This is a genomic window from Pelagibacterium limicola (assembly GCF_015694405.1).
Classification (GTDB): domain Bacteria; phylum Pseudomonadota; class Alphaproteobacteria; order Rhizobiales; family Devosiaceae; genus Pelagibacterium; species Pelagibacterium limicola.
The window spans coordinates 23,370-40,044 of sequence record NZ_JADQDB010000011.1 but is presented as its reverse complement, the minus strand read 5'-3'; the positions used below and the strand labels follow the sequence as shown (position 1 = coordinate 40,044).

Below are 16,675 nucleotides of genomic sequence, written 5' to 3'. Positions count from 1 at the left end.
GGGGTAGCCAGCCAGCCGTCGAGGTGCCCGAGTGGAACCAGGCTACGGCAAGAAATGATGTTCGAAGTTAAAGAAACACGTCCCGCTCGGAAGGACAAAACGAGCAATGCCAGGCAACAGGCCGGTGTCGTCGCCTCACGCCGGCGACAGCTTCTCGTGTCTGTTTCCCTTATCGCCAGCGGTCTTGCCGGTTATGGGCGCGGTGCATACGCGCAGCAGGTATGCGTATCGACCGGCGGCGCGAGTTATCTGTGCCAGGGCGGCAGCTACGACACGCAAACAATCAATATCGATAATGCCAGCGTCCATGCCGACGATGGACTGTCCATCGAGACCGATCCCCCACATGGCGGGAACGGCGGTGACGCCATTGCCATCTCGGGCGGCGGCGATATCAGGTTCACGAGCGCGCCGGACAGCGATGTCTTCGTTTCGGGCGAAAGGGACGGACTTCGCATCGTCTCGACCGGTGATACTGGCGCGTCTCCAGGCTCGGTCTCAATCGATACGAGCGGTTATTTCGCCGGACAATACGGCATAAATGCTGTCAATTACGGCAGTGCCGGCGCAACGATCAACTTCGACGGTATGGCGCTGGGGTCCCAGGTTGGCATCAGCGCGCGCAACGCAGGCGGGGCTGGTGGTCTGTCCGTGACGCTTGGGGAACACGCCCATGTCGACGGCGTGAACGTCGGCCTAGGCGTTATCAATATGGGTGGGGTGGTCACGGTAAATGTAGATGGCTTTGCCGGTTCGTCCGACGGGCAGGCACTCCGTGTCATCAATGGCGCGATGAGCACCGACATGTCCATCACCACCGGCGCCGGCTCGGAAGTCAAGGGGGTTACCGGCATCTTTGCGGGTCACGCCGGCACCGGCACCGCGCGCATCGATGTCGGAGGTGACGTAACTGGAACAGGGCAGTATGCCATTTTAATGCAGGGGCAGTTAGATGCCGGCGATCTCGTCGTCGTCACGGCCGATAACTCGCGGGTTATCGGAGGGAACGGAATTGTGCTGCGCAATGCGGGACGCGGCGACTCCTCCGTAACCGTTAGCGGCGACGTCATGGTTGACCGTCTTTTTGGGTATGCGGTCAGCGTTACGAACCAGCTCTATGCCGGGAGCGTCACGGTGGCGGCTGAACAAGGCAGCAATATTCTGGGTCATAATAGCGGTATCAATGTGCTCAACCGCGGGACCGGAATTTCCACCGTCTCGGTGCACGGCAATGTCAGCGCCAGCTCTCCTATCGGCAGGGGCATTTACGTCACCAATTCCCATGGCGCCACAGGTATTTCTGTGTCGATCGGCCAGACCGGGCGGGTCGAGGGCGGCAAATACGGTATAGAGGTCGTCAACAATGCCGGCGGCCATACTGATATCGTGGTCGATGGGGACGTTATCGGTCGCAGCGGTATCGTCATGTCCAGTCTTGAGGGCAGCCGGATTGTGATCGGAGACCAGGCCACCGTCACGGCCACGGGATTGACCATGACGGAGAACGCCATCCGGATCACAGGGCAAAGTTCGGTGACGGTCGCCGGGACCGTAGCCGCGCAGGGCGGCCATGCGATCGTTTTCGATACGGTCAACGCGTTCGACGATCGGCTGGAGTTGCGGGATGATTGGCAAATCGACGGTATCGTCGATGCCGGCCTCGGCTTCGATACCCTCGTCTTCAGCGGTTCGAGACGCGTTTGGGGACCGGATTCCACATTCGACATGACGCGGCTTGATATCGGCGGAAGCGGGGCGCCGGATGCCGATTTCCTCGGCTTCGAGGCCTTTGCCAAGTCTGGCACCTCTGTGTTGGAGTTGACGGGCAGCAATGCCGGCACCGCCGATTTTACGGTCTATGAGGGCGGGCTCGTTCTCAACGCTGATCTCGGCGGCATGGATTTCATTGTCGGCCCTTGGGGCGCCTTGCTGGGCGGCGGAACTGCGAGGTCCTTTACCTTCGGTCCCGGCGCGATCGTGGCCCCCGGAGCGCTCTGGACATTCGATACGCTGACCGCGCTGGGTTCGACCGAATTCGAGGCCAATAGCCTGTATGTGGTCGATATCGCGGGGGATGGGCGAACGGACCGGATTGTATCCGACACCGTGACGCTAAACGGCGGGGCGGTTGTAGTGAATCTTGTTCCGTCAGGCGCCATTGCCGATGGCCAGCGCTTCGTGATCCTCGAAGCGGGTAACGATATCGCGGGCGAGTTTGACTATATCTACAAGCTGTTCGATTCGATGTTCATCGATTTCATCTTTGCCAACACGGCCACGCAAGTCGCACTCGAAGCAAATATTGCGGCCTTCGAAACCGCTGCCGCGACAACAAACCAAGCCGCCGTGGCCCGCAGTCTTTTCGAGTTGTCGCAAAGTTCCGATCCCGATGCTCACGCGGTTTACAACAGCATTTTGTTTGCTCCCACTCTCGAAACCGCTCAGGCGGCGTTTACCCTCGCTTCGGGTGAGATTCATGCCGGAACGCCCGGCGTTCTGGCCAATTCCAGCCTCAGCTTCGGACAGGTTCTGACGGGCCAGGCAGGCAATATCCAGAGCGCCACGCCGCCCGTTGCACCCTTGGCCTACGCACCGAGGCCGCCCGCCGTGGAGGCCATCGGCCGCGCCGTCGATCCTGCGGCCCCCCAATCTGATGGAGGGCCATGGGCGCTTTTGACTGGGGGCCGTGCTACTATAGGGGGCGGCGGCACGGCGTCCGATCTCGATCTTGGATTCTCAGGCATTGCAGCAGGAACCGAATTGGCCATGCTCGACGCAGGAATCTCCGCCGCTATAGCTCTCGGCTATACCCGGAGCGGCGCCACTACCTCCTCCTCTAAAGCCACCATTGATAGCGGCCATTTTGGCGTTTTCGGTGCGGTGGAGGACGGGCCCTTCCTGCTGACGGCAGCGGCACATGTCGGCGTTCACAACGTACAAACCACCCGCGACGTCTTTATCGGCGGCGTGGGGGGCACGGCGACTGCCAATTATGGAGCACAGAGTCTTGGTATCTCGGCTGCGGCCAAATATGCCCTCGAACTGGGTGACGTCACCATTTCGCCCTTCGTGGGGGCAGACCTGGCCTACGTCCGCAGCGACGGAGGGACAGAAACCGGCGCAGGCGTCCTCAATCTTTCTTTCGCTCCAACCGATCATCTCACGGGGTCGCTTTCAGCGGGTATCGCGCTCGGACACGAATGGCAATTCGATGATGGCGCGCGTCTGCATGCCGGGCTGAGCGTCGCGTATGAGCATGCGGTGGGCGGCGCGCCGGACCGGAGTCTGACGCTTGCTGCCGGAACGCCAGGTTATACGCTGAGCGGTGGCCATTTCGACGAAAATCGCCTGGCCATCGGCGCGGGCGTCAACCTCACTTTCGATAGTGGATTGAAATTGGGCGGGAGCTATCGCGGCAGCTTCGGCTCCAACGGAACGGCGCACAGCGGGCAACTATCGATCGGGTACAAGTTCTAGGTTTCATGGCGAACTACAGCGAAATTCTTCGCGTGTTCCCCGCAGCGCGTCATTACGTGCGCGAGCGCCGGTGGGCGCGTCGCGGCGATGTGCTGGCCTATGTCGGCAACCTAGAGGCTGAGGCGTTCTCGACCGACCCGTATGGCTTCCGACACGGGGAAATCGAGGGTGAGCGCTACGGGCTTGATGCGGCCTTGTCCGGTGCAGAATACGGACTGGTTCTCGGCGCCTCGGAAAGTTTCGGTTTCGGGCTCGAATCCAATGCGCAGACCGTTGCCTCCCGACTTTCGCAGGCCTGCGGCCTTTATTGCATCAATGTGTCGTTCCCGGAAGCCGACCTGCGCACCCTTTATACCGCAGCGCTGCGTATCCTGTCGGAAGCACCACGCAAGCCCCATTTCATCATCTGTTTTGCGGGGGCAACCTTCTCGCGCTACGCCTATACGCGCCGCTGTGACCCTCTTTTCGGATCGCCCGATTTCCTGGGCAACGACATCGCGCGTTTTCTGCCCGGGTCGGCAGATGAAGAGAGGGCATTTGCCAATCTCGTCACCTATAGCTGCTTTTGGCTCGATCAGCTCCTGACGCTGGCCGCCAGCTCTGGTTGTCCGCTGGTGGTCCACGGTCAGGCTTCCGCCTTCGACAAGTCGGAACTGGACGAGACCGAAATCGGCTGCGCTCTAACTGAACCGGGCAATGATGATGAGGAGCGCTTTACAACCTATCGCCTGCGTGCGTCTTCATTCCGGCGGACATTCCTTGCCGCAGCCGCCGATAGCGCACACGTCGTCGTGTCGGACGCGGCGTCGCTCTCCTTTATCGACGAGTTTCATTACACCGCCCAGGCCGCCGCGCGGATCGCCGCCGACATCGCCCTATGCCTTGGCATGCGACGGATGGCCAGAGATGCATGAGCGTGAGAATGCTTACGGCGTCGACGCCCAGCCGGCCGATCCCGCTCCGGCAGCAGGGACGCAAGCTGCCGTCCGTTACTCGGCCTCGCCCGGACTCGCCCAGTTCCTGGCCCAGCAGAACATCTCACTCGCCTTCTCCTCATATCAGTCTGGCAAACTTTATTTGCTCGGCAGTCATCCCAATGGGGGGCTGCATGTCAACGAACGCTTCTTTCAAAAAGCGATGGGCATTTGCGTTATTCCGTCCCGGGAGGGCGAAAACCAGTCGATCCTCCTCGCGTCACTTTTTCAGCTCATCCGGTTCGAAAATGTGCTCGGTCCTGGCGAGCGCATCAATCATCTGCAGGATGCCTGTTTCGTGCCGCGCCGCATCGACATTACCGGAGCGCTCGACATCCACGATGTCGGCATGATGGCAGACGGTCGACCGGTATTCGTCAATACGCTGTATAACTGTCTCGCCACCCCTTCGGCGCGTCATGCGTTCAAGCCATTCTGGAAGCCGCCTTTTATATCGCGGATTGTCCGGGAAGATCGCTGTCATCTCAACGGCCTGGCGATGGACGGCGGCCGGCCGGCCTACGTCACGGCCGTCAGCCGGTCGGACACGATAGACGGGTGGCGCGACCGGCGCGCGGACGGGGGCGTGGTGATCGAGGTCGAGAGCGGCCGGATCGTCGCCGAAGGCCTCTCAATGCCGCACTCTCCCCGCCTCCACCGGGGTCGGCTTTGGGTACTCAATTCCGGTACGGGCGAACTGGGCTGGGTCGATCGCACGGCCCATTCCAGTGATGCCTTTCGGCCGCTGGCATTCTGCCCTGGCTTTGTGCGCGGGCTCGCCGTCCATGGTGACTACGCCATCGTCGGGCTTTCCCGGCCACGCTACGAGCGATTCGAGGGCCTGGCCCTCGACCAGCGTCTCGCCGACGCGGATTCCGAACCGTGGTGCGGGTGGCAGATCATTAATCTTACGACAGGAACCTGCGTTCATTGGTTCCGCATCGACGGCGCTGTAGCGGAACTCTACGATATCGGCCTGCTGACCGGTATCGCCTCTCCAATGGCGCTGGGCTTCCACACCGACGAAATCCTGACGTTCGTGACGCATGAGCCGTTGGATTAAATGGTGCGTATATGCCTTGGGCAAACCGGAGGAGCAGGGCTGAACCGGCAGCGGACCTATTCGACGAGCCCGAGGATGGGGCCGTATCCGCCGTGCCAGGAAAAGTCGTTGCGCTCCGCTTCGGGTAGGTAGAGCCCCGCTCCATGACCTCCGTCCAGGAACAGTGCGTTCGGACAGGCGAGACGGTCACGAAACAGGCGAGCAAAATCGTGGAAGTTGACGGCGCCGTCGCTGATGGCAAAACGAACCACCCCGTTTTCGCAAACGCCAACGCCGCTGCGGCGCCGCCTGTCGGTCGATCCGGGGATGAGCGCAGGATGCAGGGCATTTTCGATCACCAGCATCGGTCCGGACTGCGTGGCGTAGCGAACACCCATTTGCGCCGCGATGAATGCAGCGGTTTCGAGAATTCCCGCGCCTGTTGCCCCGAGAAAAAAGACGCCGTTGGGCTTCTTATAAAAATTGGGGACCTGCGCTGGCGGTCCGTCGACACTCCCGGTATCCGCCGGCCGCAATTGCCGCCCGTTCTCGATATAAAGCCCCAGCGGGGAAAAGTCCGCCTGGTACATTCCGGCATTGGCGGCGAAGACCAGTTCTTTCCCCTGATCGCGTAGCGCCGCACCAACATTCGAGAAGGAGCGATAGGGCTCCCCGTCGGCATTCTTCCAGAACAGCCGCAGGTTCGATGTCGCCGGATCGAATGTGCAGACGATATAACCGGTGCCTTCGAAACGTTCTTCGGCGCACGCTCGAGCCATCGCCCTCTGCTGCATCGCCAGCACCGCGAGCAGGACCAGGGCCAGGATCAACAGCATGGGTTTTTTGGACCATCCGCCCACGATCATCTGCATTCTCCTCCGGACCATCCCACTATCTCAAGCCACCCACGTTCCGCCAATACGATATCGGACCGGGGCAAGGCGAGCGGCGCGGGAACCGCGCATGCGTAAGTCATCGCCGCCGCCTCGCGGGAACAAAGCCGCCTAACATGGATTGCCCCCACGACCGCCACAAGCCATTAATGATGTTTCCACATCGCCGACAGAGAGAGAACGTCGGATCGCCTTGCGGATACCCCTCGCCCCGTAGGACAAAGCCGCTGATCGAGCGTCACGATGGAGTGTCATGCCCGCCGACCTTGCCTTTGTACTTTTGCTGCTGGGTGCGGCGATTGTCATGTTCGTCATTGGCCGGCCGCGCATGGATGCGGTTGCGCTGCTGGTGATTGTCATCCTGCCCCTGAGTGGGATTGTCAGCATTGAAGAGGCGCTGGCGGGGTTCGCCGATCCCAACATCGTTCTGATCGCCACCCTGTTTGTGATTGGCGAAGGGTTGGTACGGACAGGCGTAGCCCAGCGTTTGGGCGACTGGATGTCTGCCACGGTCGGCCGGAGCGAATCGAGAATGATCGTCTTGTTGATGCTCGTCGTAGCGGGCGTCGGCTCGGTGATGAGTTCCACGGGGGTTGTCGCGATCTTCATTCCCATCGTGTTGCGAATTGCGGCCCGCAGCGGGACAAGTCCCAGCCGGCTCATGATGCCCTTGTCCATCGCTGCCTTGATATCCGGGATGATGACGCTGGTGGCCACCGCCCCGAACCTTGTTGTCCAGGGCGAACTGGAGCGGCGCGGATTTGAGGGGTTCGGCTTTTTCACTTTCAGTGCATTCGGCGTGCCCGTATTGATACTGGCCATCGGATACATGATCTTCGCCCGGCGATTTCTCTCCTCCCAGGTACAGGACGATCAGCACGCCGGGCCGCAATTTCCGACCTGGATCGACGAGTACGCGCTGGCCGGGCGTGAGCATCGCCTGCAGATCCGTCCCGGTTCCCCCATGATCGGGCAGAGCCTCGGCGAGCTCGATCTCCGCTCGAGTTCCGGTCTGTCCATTCTGGCAATCGAACGCCGGCAGCGTCTGGGGCGCCGCCTTGTCCATCCCAAGGCCGATACGCTGCTTTTGGCAGGCGACGTTTTGCTCATTGACTATGTAAACCCGGATGAAGACGTCAAAGACTTTATTGCACGGTTCAACCTGCGCGATCTGCCCCTCTCGGGAGCCTATTACACCGACTATGCGCAGGAAATCGGAATGGCCGAGGTTATGGTGCCCGCAGGATCCGACCTGATCGGAAAAACACTGGTCGAAAGCCAGTTCCGGACCCGGCACCGCCTTTCGGTGATCGGGTTGAAGCGGGGCCGCGATGCTGTTTCAGGAAATCTGACACATATGAAATTGGCCCTTGGCGATACTCTTCTCGTCATAGGCCCCTGGCGGGCTGTCCGGCAGTTGCAGGCCGATCTCAGCCGCGTCATCGTGCTCGGCCTGCCGCGGGAAAGCGATGAGGTGCTGCCTGCGCCGCACCGGGCGCCATTCGCCTTGGCGGCCCTCGCCCTGATGATCGTTCTGATGGTCACTGGCCTCGTCCCAAATCTCACTGCGGCGCTGGTTGCCTGCCTGCTTATGGGGCTGTTTGGCTGTATCGATTTCAACAGTGCTTATCGCTCGATCCATTGGCAATCGCTGGTGCTCATTGTGGGTATGCTGCCGTTTTCGATCGCGCTGCAGCGTACTGGCGGGGTCGACATCGCCGCCCAAGCTTTGCTCGATACGGCCGGAGCGACCGGGCCCCATCTGATTCTGGCCAGCATCTTCATGGTAACAGCCGGACTTGGGCTTTTTGTCTCCAATACCGCGACGGCGGTATTAATGGCGCCGGTGGCCCTGGCTGTTGCGGAAGCGCTGGAGGCCTCACCCTATCCGTTCGCCATGACGGTAGCCCTCGCCGCCTCGGCCGCGTTCATGACCCCGGTCTCCTCGCCGGTGAACACGCTCGTCGTGGGTCCTGGGCGCTACAGGTTCATCGACTTCGTAAAAATCGGGACGCCTCTTGCGCTAATTGCTCTGCTCGTCAGTGTCGCCCTGGTGCCAATGGTCCTGCCGTTCTAGGGGGCGTCGCCGAGTTCGAGGGTGCAGTTTGATTCCCCATTCTTCGGTTTCTCCCGAGGGCAAACGGGCGAACTCGGGTCCGCCTTTCAGAAACTGACATTGAAGTTGGCTTTGAAGGTATGGTCGGCAGCGCCTTGTCCGAACTGGCCGCCATAGGAGAGGCCGAGCCGGGCATTGGAGGTGATGTCGAGGTCGAGGCCCGCGTTGAGCACCAGGGCGTCCCTTGCGATCGGCACACCGGTGATGGTGAAGGTATCGCTGCCGGAGGCAAAGCTCAGCATGGCATCCGGTGTATCCCCGAATGCGTGGCGCCACCCCGCCGAGCCATGGAGCCGAGCCGTGGCCGCCTCGCCAAGGTTCAGCGTCGTCTCGGCGCGGATACCCAGGGTTGCGAAGGTGGCTTCGATGGTCTGGCCGGTCGCCGAGAGTGCCGCCGCGCCGCCGGTTTCGGTAAATTCATCGGTCGAAAGGTTGACATGGGCGAGGCTGGCAAAGGGCTCAAAGCGTGCCTGCCCGGCATCCAAGCCATAGGCCGCCTCGCCAAAAGCTTGAAGGGTGCGGGCGCCATAATTCGCCGACAGTGCGTCCGAGAAGCCGGCAAAGGCCACCGAGCGGCTGACATCGATGCTGTGGCCGCCATAGGCCGCGCCACCGCGCAGGGCGAAGGCGCCCCCTGCGATATCCCATTGCCCGCCGCTATAGGCGCCGACGGTCCAGCTTTCTACTGAAGCGGACGATGAGCGGTCATCGACGCCCAGGCGCGAGACACTATAGCCGCCCATCAGGCCAAGCCGGACGGTATCGGTGAGCGCGGCGTCCCCGCCCAGCAACACCCCGCCGATGCTGCGCGCCACCTGTGCGGCATTGCCGTCGCTGTCCCAATGCCCCCGGGACGCCAAGCCTTGCCCCCAGAAGGTGAGGGTATCGGAGACGTCGCGCCCGGCCATGCCGTTTCCATTCGCGCCGGCGGCCCCGAAGGCGGTGCGCAGGCGGTTGACAGCCGCCTCGCGGACAAACCGGCTGTCCTCGACCAGCACGGTCTTTGCAGATACGTGAATCTCACCAGAGAGAAGGTCTAGGGCTGCCGGGGCCGCCGCGTTCGAAAGGTTGAGGACCGCGGTATGGAGGCCACCCGAGCCCAGCGAGAAAACGCCATCTCCTGTCGCACACTGATTGGCGGTCATGCCGGCCAGGCAGAAGCTGGTCGCCCCGGGTGCCGAAGTCAAATAGACATTGTTCGCATCGTTCGAAAGCACGAAGTTGAGAAAGGCGTAGTCGTCGGTAACTGCGCTGAAACCGGGGCCCATGATACCGCCCGCCGCAGAGAGAATCGTGTAGGTGGTCCCCAGGGTGTAGCTCGTTCCATTGTCGGTGCCGTTCTCGGGGGTTACATGCACCGTTCCGCCGGAAATCGTCGCGCTACCTGTAACGTCAATGAAATCGTTGTTGACCCCCGGCGTGTTGCCGCCGTCGTTCAATTCCACCAAATAGATCGAACCGGGATCGAACGTGATGGTGGCCACGGTCAAGGTGCCGATCGAATTGCCCGGGGCGATGACGCCGCCGGAGAACAAATGGACCTGGTCCAGCATACCGTTGCCGCCCAGGATGCCTCCGACGCCGAGGGAGCCGCCCAGGCTGCCATTGACGACCAGTTTGCTGTCGGCAGCCAACGCTGTATTGCCGGCGAAGGTGGCGGAGTTGCCGGTGAAGATCGTGGTTCCGGCCTGATGGACGATACTGCCGTTGCCAGTCAGATCGGGCGCGAAAATGTAATTTCCGCTCGTATCGGTATGGTTGAAGATCAGCATGCCGGTGCCGCCGTTGCCCAGAACGATGCTGCCGGTATCGACCGTGCCCGCAGCTGCCGCCGTGACGGCCCCTCCAATGTTCAACCGGCCGATGCCACCTGTCCCTCCAATCGAAATGGTTCCTGCGCTTACCTGACCCCCATCGGATACGGTCAGTTCGCCCGTGCTTCCCGCGACGGTATTCTCGCCGATGAATAGGCTGTTCATGGCGGTGAGCGTCGAGCCGGCCCCCGTCACGATAACACTCCCCTGGCCGCCCCAATGGTTGAGTTGTATGGAATCGGTGACGACGACCTGGCCGCCCTCAGCGACGGTCAAAGCCCCTGAGCCCGCCCCGCCCACGCGCAGATTGTCGGTAAGCAATGCCGAGCCGGCTCCTGTGACGTTCAGGATACCGCCGCTTCCTATATCATAGCCAATATAGACCGCTCCGTTGGATGCGTCGGCAAAGCCGCCATTCTCCATGCTGAGGGAGCCTGTTCCCTGGGCTCCCACGTAAATGTCACCACCAACCAGAAGTTTGGAGTTCGTGCCATTGGCATCGGCGCCGCTGACGGTCGCCCCACCGATGCCGGACCCGTTGGTGCCGAACGTCAACGTGCCAAGGACCGCCGCTTCGCCGCCGTCTGTAATGTCCAGGAGGCCCGCGCCGAAGACGCCAACATCCAGGTCGTCCTGGATAATGAATTGCGAACGCAAGGCACCGTCAGCACCGATAACCGTGACCGAACCGTTGGATCCGTTCCACTGGCCGATCGAACTGGCCAATAGAGCTGAAGCAATGGCTCCGTCCGTAATGATCAAGGCGCCATTGCTGTTGAGACCGCTTCCAATGGAGAACCCGCCCACGGCCGTGAATGCCGAACGGTTCCCATTGCCGTCCGTATCACTGACTGCCAGACTGCCGAAACTCCCCTGACCCAAGCCGATCAGCAAATCGCCGTCTATGCCGAGGCTGCCTCCTCCCTCAATGGCTAGAGTACCGATATGTCCATTGTCAAAGGCGAAAAGCAGATTGTCGATCTGGAAGCCTCCGACGGTCGTGAGTATCGGTGTGAATCCGGTAAAACTGTTGGGGTCCCAGTCTATCGACGCGTGAAAGGTGTTGTTCGGCGGCGGCAGGGTCATACCGAGAGCCCAATTTGCCGAGGTATTCCAATCCGCTGAAACGTCGCCAAGCCAGTCGCGATCCGCTGCATATACCTGTGTGGTCGTTAGAGCCGTTGCCCCCAGCAGAGCCAACATCAGCGAGCGACGGCGTCTCGGGCAGCCGCCCACCTTGCGACCCGGGGATACTCCCCCACAGTTTACCCCTGCCTCTGACTTCACTTCCCACCCCTTGACGAAAACTATCTTGCAGGCGCGCACCCGGCGCCGAAGTTGAGTTCCCGTCTTTTCAGGAGATCGCCGACCTGTCTCAAGCGGAATGAAGCGGAGCGTTGCAAATGTGGCCGCGACTGCAAAACTAGTGGCCGCATTCGCAAGGTTCGGCTTGGAACAGCGGTGTAGACACAGCCCTCAGGTTCGAATCGCGCACCGGCGACTGCCACGGCATCGTCGCGGCGCGGCGGTTGAGGGCCGGAGCGTGGAAACGGGCTTCCTAGCCGGCCGCATACATCCAATGCCGCCAGTCATCCCCGACGCTGCGCCGCGGGGGAATGGTCGTGCCCTGGGTTCCGAGCTGACGCATTTCGCGCGGACCGATGTCGTAAAGCCGTCGAAACGCCCGGATGAAGCTCTTGCGATGGGCAAAGCCGTATGCCTGCGCGATTTCGGCGATGCTGCGATGGCTTTGCCGGGGATCGAGCAGATCGGCGCGGGCGCGCCGCAGCCGCGCCTCCTGCACATAGGAGGTAAAGCCTCCGGAACTTTCCATGAGATAATAGAGTTTGCGCGTCGAGATTCCGAAATGAGCCGCTACCGCTTCGGCGGAAAGGGCGGCATCCAACAGGTTTAGCTCGATCAGGTGGCGGATCTGCATGGTCAGGGCAAGGTTGATCCCGCTGGCATGCACCTCTGCAGGTTGGGCGTTGATCGCGGCGGCCACAAGCTGGAGCGTTGGGCTGACGATCATGCCGGCCTCCTCCATGCTCATCGCCGGTGCCTGCCGAAGAAGGATTTGCAAGTGTTCGCGGAGCAGAGTCACGAGGGGGCTGTGACCTGAAAGTAGGCGGCAGTTGTGAGCGTCCGGTGCCTTGAGAAGTGGGGCCAGCACGGCACGAGGCACCATGAGGTATAGAGCTTCAGGACTGATCGTTTCGTTGCGGTGCGGTTGGGCAAGATCGCAGATGAACAGATCGCCTTTTCGAGCGTAGGAACCGTTTGCACCGTCACGCTGCCCGCAGGAGCCGTTCAGGTAGATCTGCAAGCCGTAGTGATCGAGCCCGTCGCGCCCTATGCGGAAGCGCGATCGATCCCAGCTTTGGGACGTGGTCTTGAACATGCCCAACTGCATGCCACCGAGGAGAAAAGCATGGATGGAACCAAAGAACGCTTCGTCCTTGTCGTGCGGCCGGACGTCCACGAAGGTGTTGACCTGCTCTTGCCAGCCGGCAAAGGCCTGTTCTTGCGGCAGGTCGCTGGTATTGAAGCTGGAAAAGGGTAGGCGCGTGAGGGGTGCCGGCGCTACCCCTTCGATATCCCCATTCCCCATGATCCACGCCGCCCCCACGGCTTAACATTTGATAAATATTACTGTGCCCGCGTTAGGTCCGGCAAGGCGATATTTCTTGGAGACCTGGCGACAAGGCAATATGCCGACAAGGAAAGGGGCGGTGAGACGGCACGAGAGCATCACCCGTCAGGACGTGAAGCGTGCGGTCTCATGGTCTCATGGTCTCGTGGTCAGAACGGGTCATAGATATCCGTCGCCGGCAATGCCAGCAGGCGTTCTGCCATGTCCTGCTTCAATTCGGTGAGGCGGATGGTCTCTTCAGCCGTGCGATCCGGTTTGCGCCCAAGAAAAATGAACTCCTCGCGCACAATCCCTTCGCGGATGCGCAGACGAACGGTCTTGTCCCGGTAGCTGAGAATAAAGACGTAACCCTTGAGCGTTTCCCCGCGCTCCGGCTGGGCAAGGTCTGCCTCGACGCTGTAACGTCCTTCGGTCAGGCTGCGTGTAACGATCTCGAAGGCGTCGCGCGCACCAGGGCCCCGGAACGGCGTACGAATCGAGATTTCGCGCCTTTCGGCGGGTTCGTCCGGACTCAGGAGCGGCAGTGCGCGCTCGAGCACTTTTAGTCCATGCGCCACTCCGCCGGGAAAACCGAACCCATGATAGCGCATCAGGTCGTCATAGGAGAAATGGAGGACCTTGCCGTCCTCGGCAACGGTGAGCGTTGTCATAGTGCGGCGACCCTTTCGTGTGCTTTGGAATTCCGGACCAGATGAGTGCGCATCCACGGGAGGAACCCATCGAGAAACCGTGTCGTTGCCGGCATGAAATGGCTGCCATGGTGGTAGAAGGGATCGAGCGAGGTGACCACCATGCGACCCTTGGTCGTGACCCCGTCGATATAGAGGATCGGCTTGCCGTCATCGTTGACGGCGAGCACCTCGGCCCCGTCCGGCGCGTCGAACCAGCCATGCAGGTGCCAGGTGATGTCGCGCTGCGCCAACCGCGCGAACAGCGGATGGTTGGGATCGGCAATGCGTACGCCAAGGTCGGCGCCCGGCGTCAGCCACCACCAGAAATTGGTCGGCTGGGGGGTGAACCTTATGCCCGGCAGCCAGAGATGGCTGTCGCTTTCCCCGGTCGCGATGATCGTGCCCCCCTTGTCGAGATAGGCGCGCAACTGTGCGGAATTTTTTGCCATGCGGTCTGCGGGCGTCCGGCAGGGGACGAGCACGACGTCGAAATCATCGAGTTCCACGTCACCCAGATCTTCAGGCCGCACGAACTCATCGAAGTATCCGCCATAGCGCGGCCCTTCGAGGCTTTCGATGTGATAATAGGTGCCTGGATGTACGGCGAGGACTTTCATGCTCAAATCTCCCCTGCCGCCCAAGCGGCAATACGCCGGGTCAGGACGCCGCTGTGTCCGGCGTCGGCGCCCATGCCACCCAGATCGTTCCCGGCGTGCGAGAACATCCTGCCACCGCCGGGCAATCGCCACTCCCAGTCAATGGGCAGCAACGCCGCGCTGATACCGTTGACCGCCGTCCCACCCGCCGGCATCGGGTTGTGACCCCGCCCGTAGAATCCGGCCACACCCTTGTTTTCCTCGAGATCACCTTGCGGAATCCCTTGGTAGATCGGGTGTTCGAAAAGCCGGGTGAGCCTGAGGTCGGCACGCTTGGGACTTCCAAGTGGACGGTAGGTGCTAAGCCCGTCAACGAACGGCTTCAAGGTGTGGCCGTTGAAAAACCAGCTGCCCCCGCGCGTGAAGAGAGCCGCAATCTCATCCTTCCAGCCCATGAACCCGATCTGATCGAGATGCGTGGTGGTAACAATGCCCTGTGTGGTTGCGAAATGTTCTGGGGACAATTCGCGCTCGCGCACAATGGTGAGCCTGCCCTCATCGGCCAGTGCCTGCCAACCTCGCCCCGGCTCGCCATAGTGGGAATGGACAAACAGAACGCTCATGCCGCGCGTCTTCCTGCAAAGGCGGGCAGTACGGCGCGGGTACGGCCCTTGCCCGCCTCCATCTCGACCAACCTCATCGGCACGCCATAAAGCGCTTCGAGCGGGGCCGGCGCGATCATCTCTTCGACTGGGCCGAAAAGAGCCGGACCGTCGGGCATCATCAATAGCGCGGTGTCGGCGGCAGCGAGGGCATGATTGGGGTCGTGGGTGGTAAAGACGATTGCCTTGTCGCGCTGCTGGCGTAAACCGTCGAGCATCACTAGCAGGCGCTGCTGATTGGCAAGATCTAGCGCCGAGCCTGGCTCATCCAGTACCAGCACGTCCGACCCTGTCGCCAGCGCGCGTGCCAGCAGCACAAGCTGGCGCTCGCCGCCAGAAAGCCGGTCGAATCGCTCGCCTGAAAACCGTTCTGCCCCCACGCGCTCGAGTGCGCTGTCTGCGGCGGCATAATCGCCAAGCCGGGGCTGGCCGAAAAGCCCGAGCCCCGTCGCGCGTCCCATCACCACAACTTCGCGTACCGAATAGCTCTGGCTGGCAGAAGCATACTGCGGCACGTACCCCACGACTTGGGGAGCGACCCGGGAGCCACTGGCCAAGGGCTGGAATCCCAGCATAGCCCGCAGCGCGGTGGTCTTGCCGCGGCCGTTGGGGCCGAGAATGGCCATGCATTGCCCGCGCGGCACGTTGAAGTTGAGCTTGTCGAGGACCGTTCGCTTGCCAAAGGCAACCGACGCATTTTCAAGTCCGATCATTTCGAACCCTTCTCGCGATAATGGTGACGTAAAAGCAGGGCAAAGACGGGCGCTCCGACGATGGCCGTCAGCACCCCGAGCGGTATTTCCGCTGTAGTCATGGTGCGTGCCAGCGTGTCGATCAGCACCATGTATCCGGCCCCGGCGATGATGGAGGCCGGGATGAGCTTGCGATGGTCATAACCGACCATGAGACGACAGGCATGAGGGATGACCAGCCCAATCCAGCCCACGACACCCGAAACTGCGACCTGCGAGCCAACGACCAGCGCGACCAATACAAAGATGATCCAGCGCTCCAGATCGGGCCGGGCACCAAGGCTGCGCGCCTCGGCATCGTCAAGCGAGAGAATGTTGAGCCGGAACCGCAGCGACCACAGCAGAAACACACCGATCGCCATGCCAGGCGCTGCAATGCCGACACGCTCCCAGGTGGCTGTGGCGAACGATCCCATGAGCCAGTAGACAATGGCGGGAAGCGAGGAATTGGGGTCAGCAAAATATTGCAGCAACGAGACAAAGGCCGAAAACAGTGCTCCTACCACCATGCCCGACAGGATCACCGTTATGATTTCGGTGCGCCCGTCGATCCGCGCGATGAACCCGACCATCGCCAGCGCCGAAAGCCCGAACAGGAAGACCATGATCAGCAGCGGTGCGCCCCAGATGCCCAGCGAGATCGCCAGCGCGCCCCCGAAGGCCGCGCCTTGCGATATGCCCAGCACCTGCGGGGACACGAGCGGATTGCGGAACACGCCTTGCAGCGCGGCACCCGAAACCGCGAGCCCGGCACCGCACAGCGCAGCGAGCAGCACGCGCGGGGTTCGGACAAGCCAGACGATCCGCTCGTCGATTTCCGAAAGCTCGGCGCCCGGATTGAGCGTTGCGTGTGCAACGATTTCGAGCGCCCGACCGACCGGCACGCCATAGCGTCCGACACATATGGCAATGACGATGTTGAGAAGGGTGAAGGCGCCCATCCCCGCAAAGACGAGAGCAGTGGCAGATATCCCGAAGGGGCGGCGCGATTGCGCCGGCCCCAGCGTGGCATCGGTCATCGTCCC

Annotated in this window: 12 protein-coding genes; 4 read left to right on the top strand and 8 right to left on the bottom strand. The window is 61.6% G+C overall.

Annotated elements, in window-relative coordinates; genetic code table 11:
- Positions 1-156 precede the first annotated feature (156 nt).
- The 3 genes from I2G20_RS17500 to I2G20_RS16370 are packed head-to-tail and all read left to right on the top strand — an operon-like array spanning position 157 to position 5,514.
- Positions 157-3,477 carry an autotransporter domain-containing protein gene (locus I2G20_RS17500; RefSeq protein ID WP_196260818.1) on the top strand — a complete coding sequence of 1,107 codons (3,321 nt, stop codon included), beginning with the start codon at positions 157-159 and terminating at the stop codon, positions 3,475-3,477.
- Between the two features lie 5 nt (positions 3,478-3,482).
- Positions 3,483-4,391 carry a hypothetical protein gene (locus I2G20_RS16375; RefSeq protein ID WP_196260817.1) on the top strand — a complete coding sequence of 303 codons (909 nt, stop codon included), beginning with the start codon at positions 3,483-3,485 and terminating at the stop codon, positions 4,389-4,391.
- On the top strand, positions 4,384-5,514 hold the full coding sequence (locus I2G20_RS16370) for a TIGR03032 family protein (RefSeq protein ID WP_196260816.1): 1,131 nt from the start codon (positions 4,384-4,386) through the stop codon (positions 5,512-5,514). The genes I2G20_RS16375 and I2G20_RS16370 overlap by 8 nt, the downstream gene beginning before the upstream one ends.
- 56 nt (positions 5,515-5,570) lie before the next feature.
- On the opposite strand, the gene I2G20_RS16365 is transcribed toward I2G20_RS16370, so the two are convergent.
- Positions 5,571-6,365, bottom strand: coding sequence for a phosphodiester glycosidase family protein (locus tag I2G20_RS16365; RefSeq protein ID WP_246473138.1), 795 nt, complete (start codon positions 6,363-6,365; stop codon positions 5,571-5,573).
- A 274-nt stretch (positions 6,366-6,639) separates the two neighbouring features.
- On the opposite strand from I2G20_RS16365, the gene I2G20_RS16360 reads away from it, so the two are divergent.
- Positions 6,640-8,463: an SLC13 family permease gene (locus I2G20_RS16360; protein ID WP_196260815.1), complete on the top strand. Its 1,824-nt coding sequence runs from the start codon at positions 6,640-6,642 to the stop codon at positions 8,461-8,463.
- An 86-nt stretch (positions 8,464-8,549) separates the two neighbouring features.
- Here the strand turns inward: I2G20_RS16360 and I2G20_RS16355 are convergent, their stop codons facing one another.
- The 7 genes from I2G20_RS16355 to I2G20_RS16325 all read right to left on the bottom strand — a co-directional run bounded on the left by I2G20_RS16355 (position 8,550) and on the right by I2G20_RS16325 (position 16,669).
- Positions 8,550-11,402 carry an autotransporter outer membrane beta-barrel domain-containing protein gene (locus I2G20_RS16355; RefSeq protein ID WP_196260814.1) on the bottom strand — a complete coding sequence of 951 codons (2,853 nt, stop codon included), beginning with the start codon at positions 11,400-11,402 and terminating at the stop codon, positions 8,550-8,552.
- 472 nt (positions 11,403-11,874) lie between these two features.
- The gene (locus I2G20_RS16350; protein WP_196260813.1) at positions 11,875-12,927 is read right to left on the bottom strand and encodes a helix-turn-helix domain-containing protein; all 1,053 of its coding nucleotides are present in this window, start codon (positions 12,925-12,927) and stop codon (positions 11,875-11,877) included.
- Positions 12,928-13,118: 191 nt separating this feature from the next.
- Entirely contained in the window at positions 13,119-13,619 is a 501-nt protein-coding gene (locus I2G20_RS16345; RefSeq protein WP_196260812.1) for a hypothetical protein, read from the bottom strand.
- Entirely contained in the window at positions 13,616-14,257 is a 642-nt protein-coding gene (locus I2G20_RS16340; protein WP_196260811.1) for a hypothetical protein, read from the bottom strand. Before I2G20_RS16340 ends, I2G20_RS16345 begins: the two co-directional genes overlap by 4 nt.
- A gap of 2 nt (positions 14,258-14,259) precedes the next feature.
- On the bottom strand, positions 14,260-14,859 hold the full coding sequence (locus I2G20_RS16335; RefSeq protein ID WP_196260810.1) for a hypothetical protein: 600 nt from the start codon (positions 14,857-14,859) through the stop codon (positions 14,260-14,262).
- The gene (locus I2G20_RS16330) at positions 14,856-15,611 is read right to left on the bottom strand and encodes an ABC transporter ATP-binding protein (RefSeq protein ID WP_196260809.1); all 756 of its coding nucleotides are present in this window, start codon (positions 15,609-15,611) and stop codon (positions 14,856-14,858) included. Before I2G20_RS16330 ends, I2G20_RS16335 begins: the two co-directional genes overlap by 4 nt.
- Positions 15,608-16,669, bottom strand: a complete 1,062-nt coding sequence (locus I2G20_RS16325) for a FecCD family ABC transporter permease (protein WP_196260808.1) — start codon at positions 16,667-16,669, stop codon at positions 15,608-15,610. The genes I2G20_RS16330 and I2G20_RS16325 overlap by 4 nt, the downstream gene beginning before the upstream one ends.
- Between the last annotated feature and the right edge of the window lie 6 nt (positions 16,670-16,675).

Coding starts and splice junctions, on each gene's coding strand:
- I2G20_RS16375 (WP_196260817.1), top strand. CDS start 3,483: ATGGCGAACTACAGCGAAATTCTTCGCGTGTTCCCCGCAGCGCGTCAT.
- I2G20_RS16370 (WP_196260816.1), top strand. CDS start 4,384: ATGCATGAGCGTGAGAATGCTTACGGCGTCGACGCCCAGCCGGCCGAT.
- I2G20_RS16365 (WP_246473138.1), bottom strand. CDS start 6,365: ATGCAGATGATCGTGGGCGGATGGTCCAAAAAACCCATGCTGTTGATC.
- I2G20_RS16360 (WP_196260815.1), top strand. CDS start 6,640: ATGCCCGCCGACCTTGCCTTTGTACTTTTGCTGCTGGGTGCGGCGATT.
- I2G20_RS16355 (WP_196260814.1), bottom strand. CDS start 11,402: ATGACCCTGCCGCCGCCGAACAACACCTTTCACGCGTCGATAGACTGG.
- I2G20_RS16350 (WP_196260813.1), bottom strand. CDS start 12,927: ATGGGGAATGGGGATATCGAAGGGGTAGCGCCGGCACCCCTCACGCGC.
- I2G20_RS16345 (WP_196260812.1), bottom strand. CDS start 13,619: ATGACAACGCTCACCGTTGCCGAGGACGGCAAGGTCCTCCATTTCTCC.
- I2G20_RS16340 (WP_196260811.1), bottom strand. CDS start 14,257: ATGAAAGTCCTCGCCGTACATCCAGGCACCTATTATCACATCGAAAGC.
- I2G20_RS16335 (WP_196260810.1), bottom strand. CDS start 14,859: ATGAGCGTTCTGTTTGTCCATTCCCACTATGGCGAGCCGGGGCGAGGT.
- I2G20_RS16330 (WP_196260809.1), bottom strand. CDS start 15,611: ATGATCGGACTTGAAAATGCGTCGGTTGCCTTTGGCAAGCGAACGGTC.
- I2G20_RS16325 (WP_196260808.1), bottom strand. CDS start 16,669: ATGACCGATGCCACGCTGGGGCCGGCGCAATCGCGCCGCCCCTTCGGG.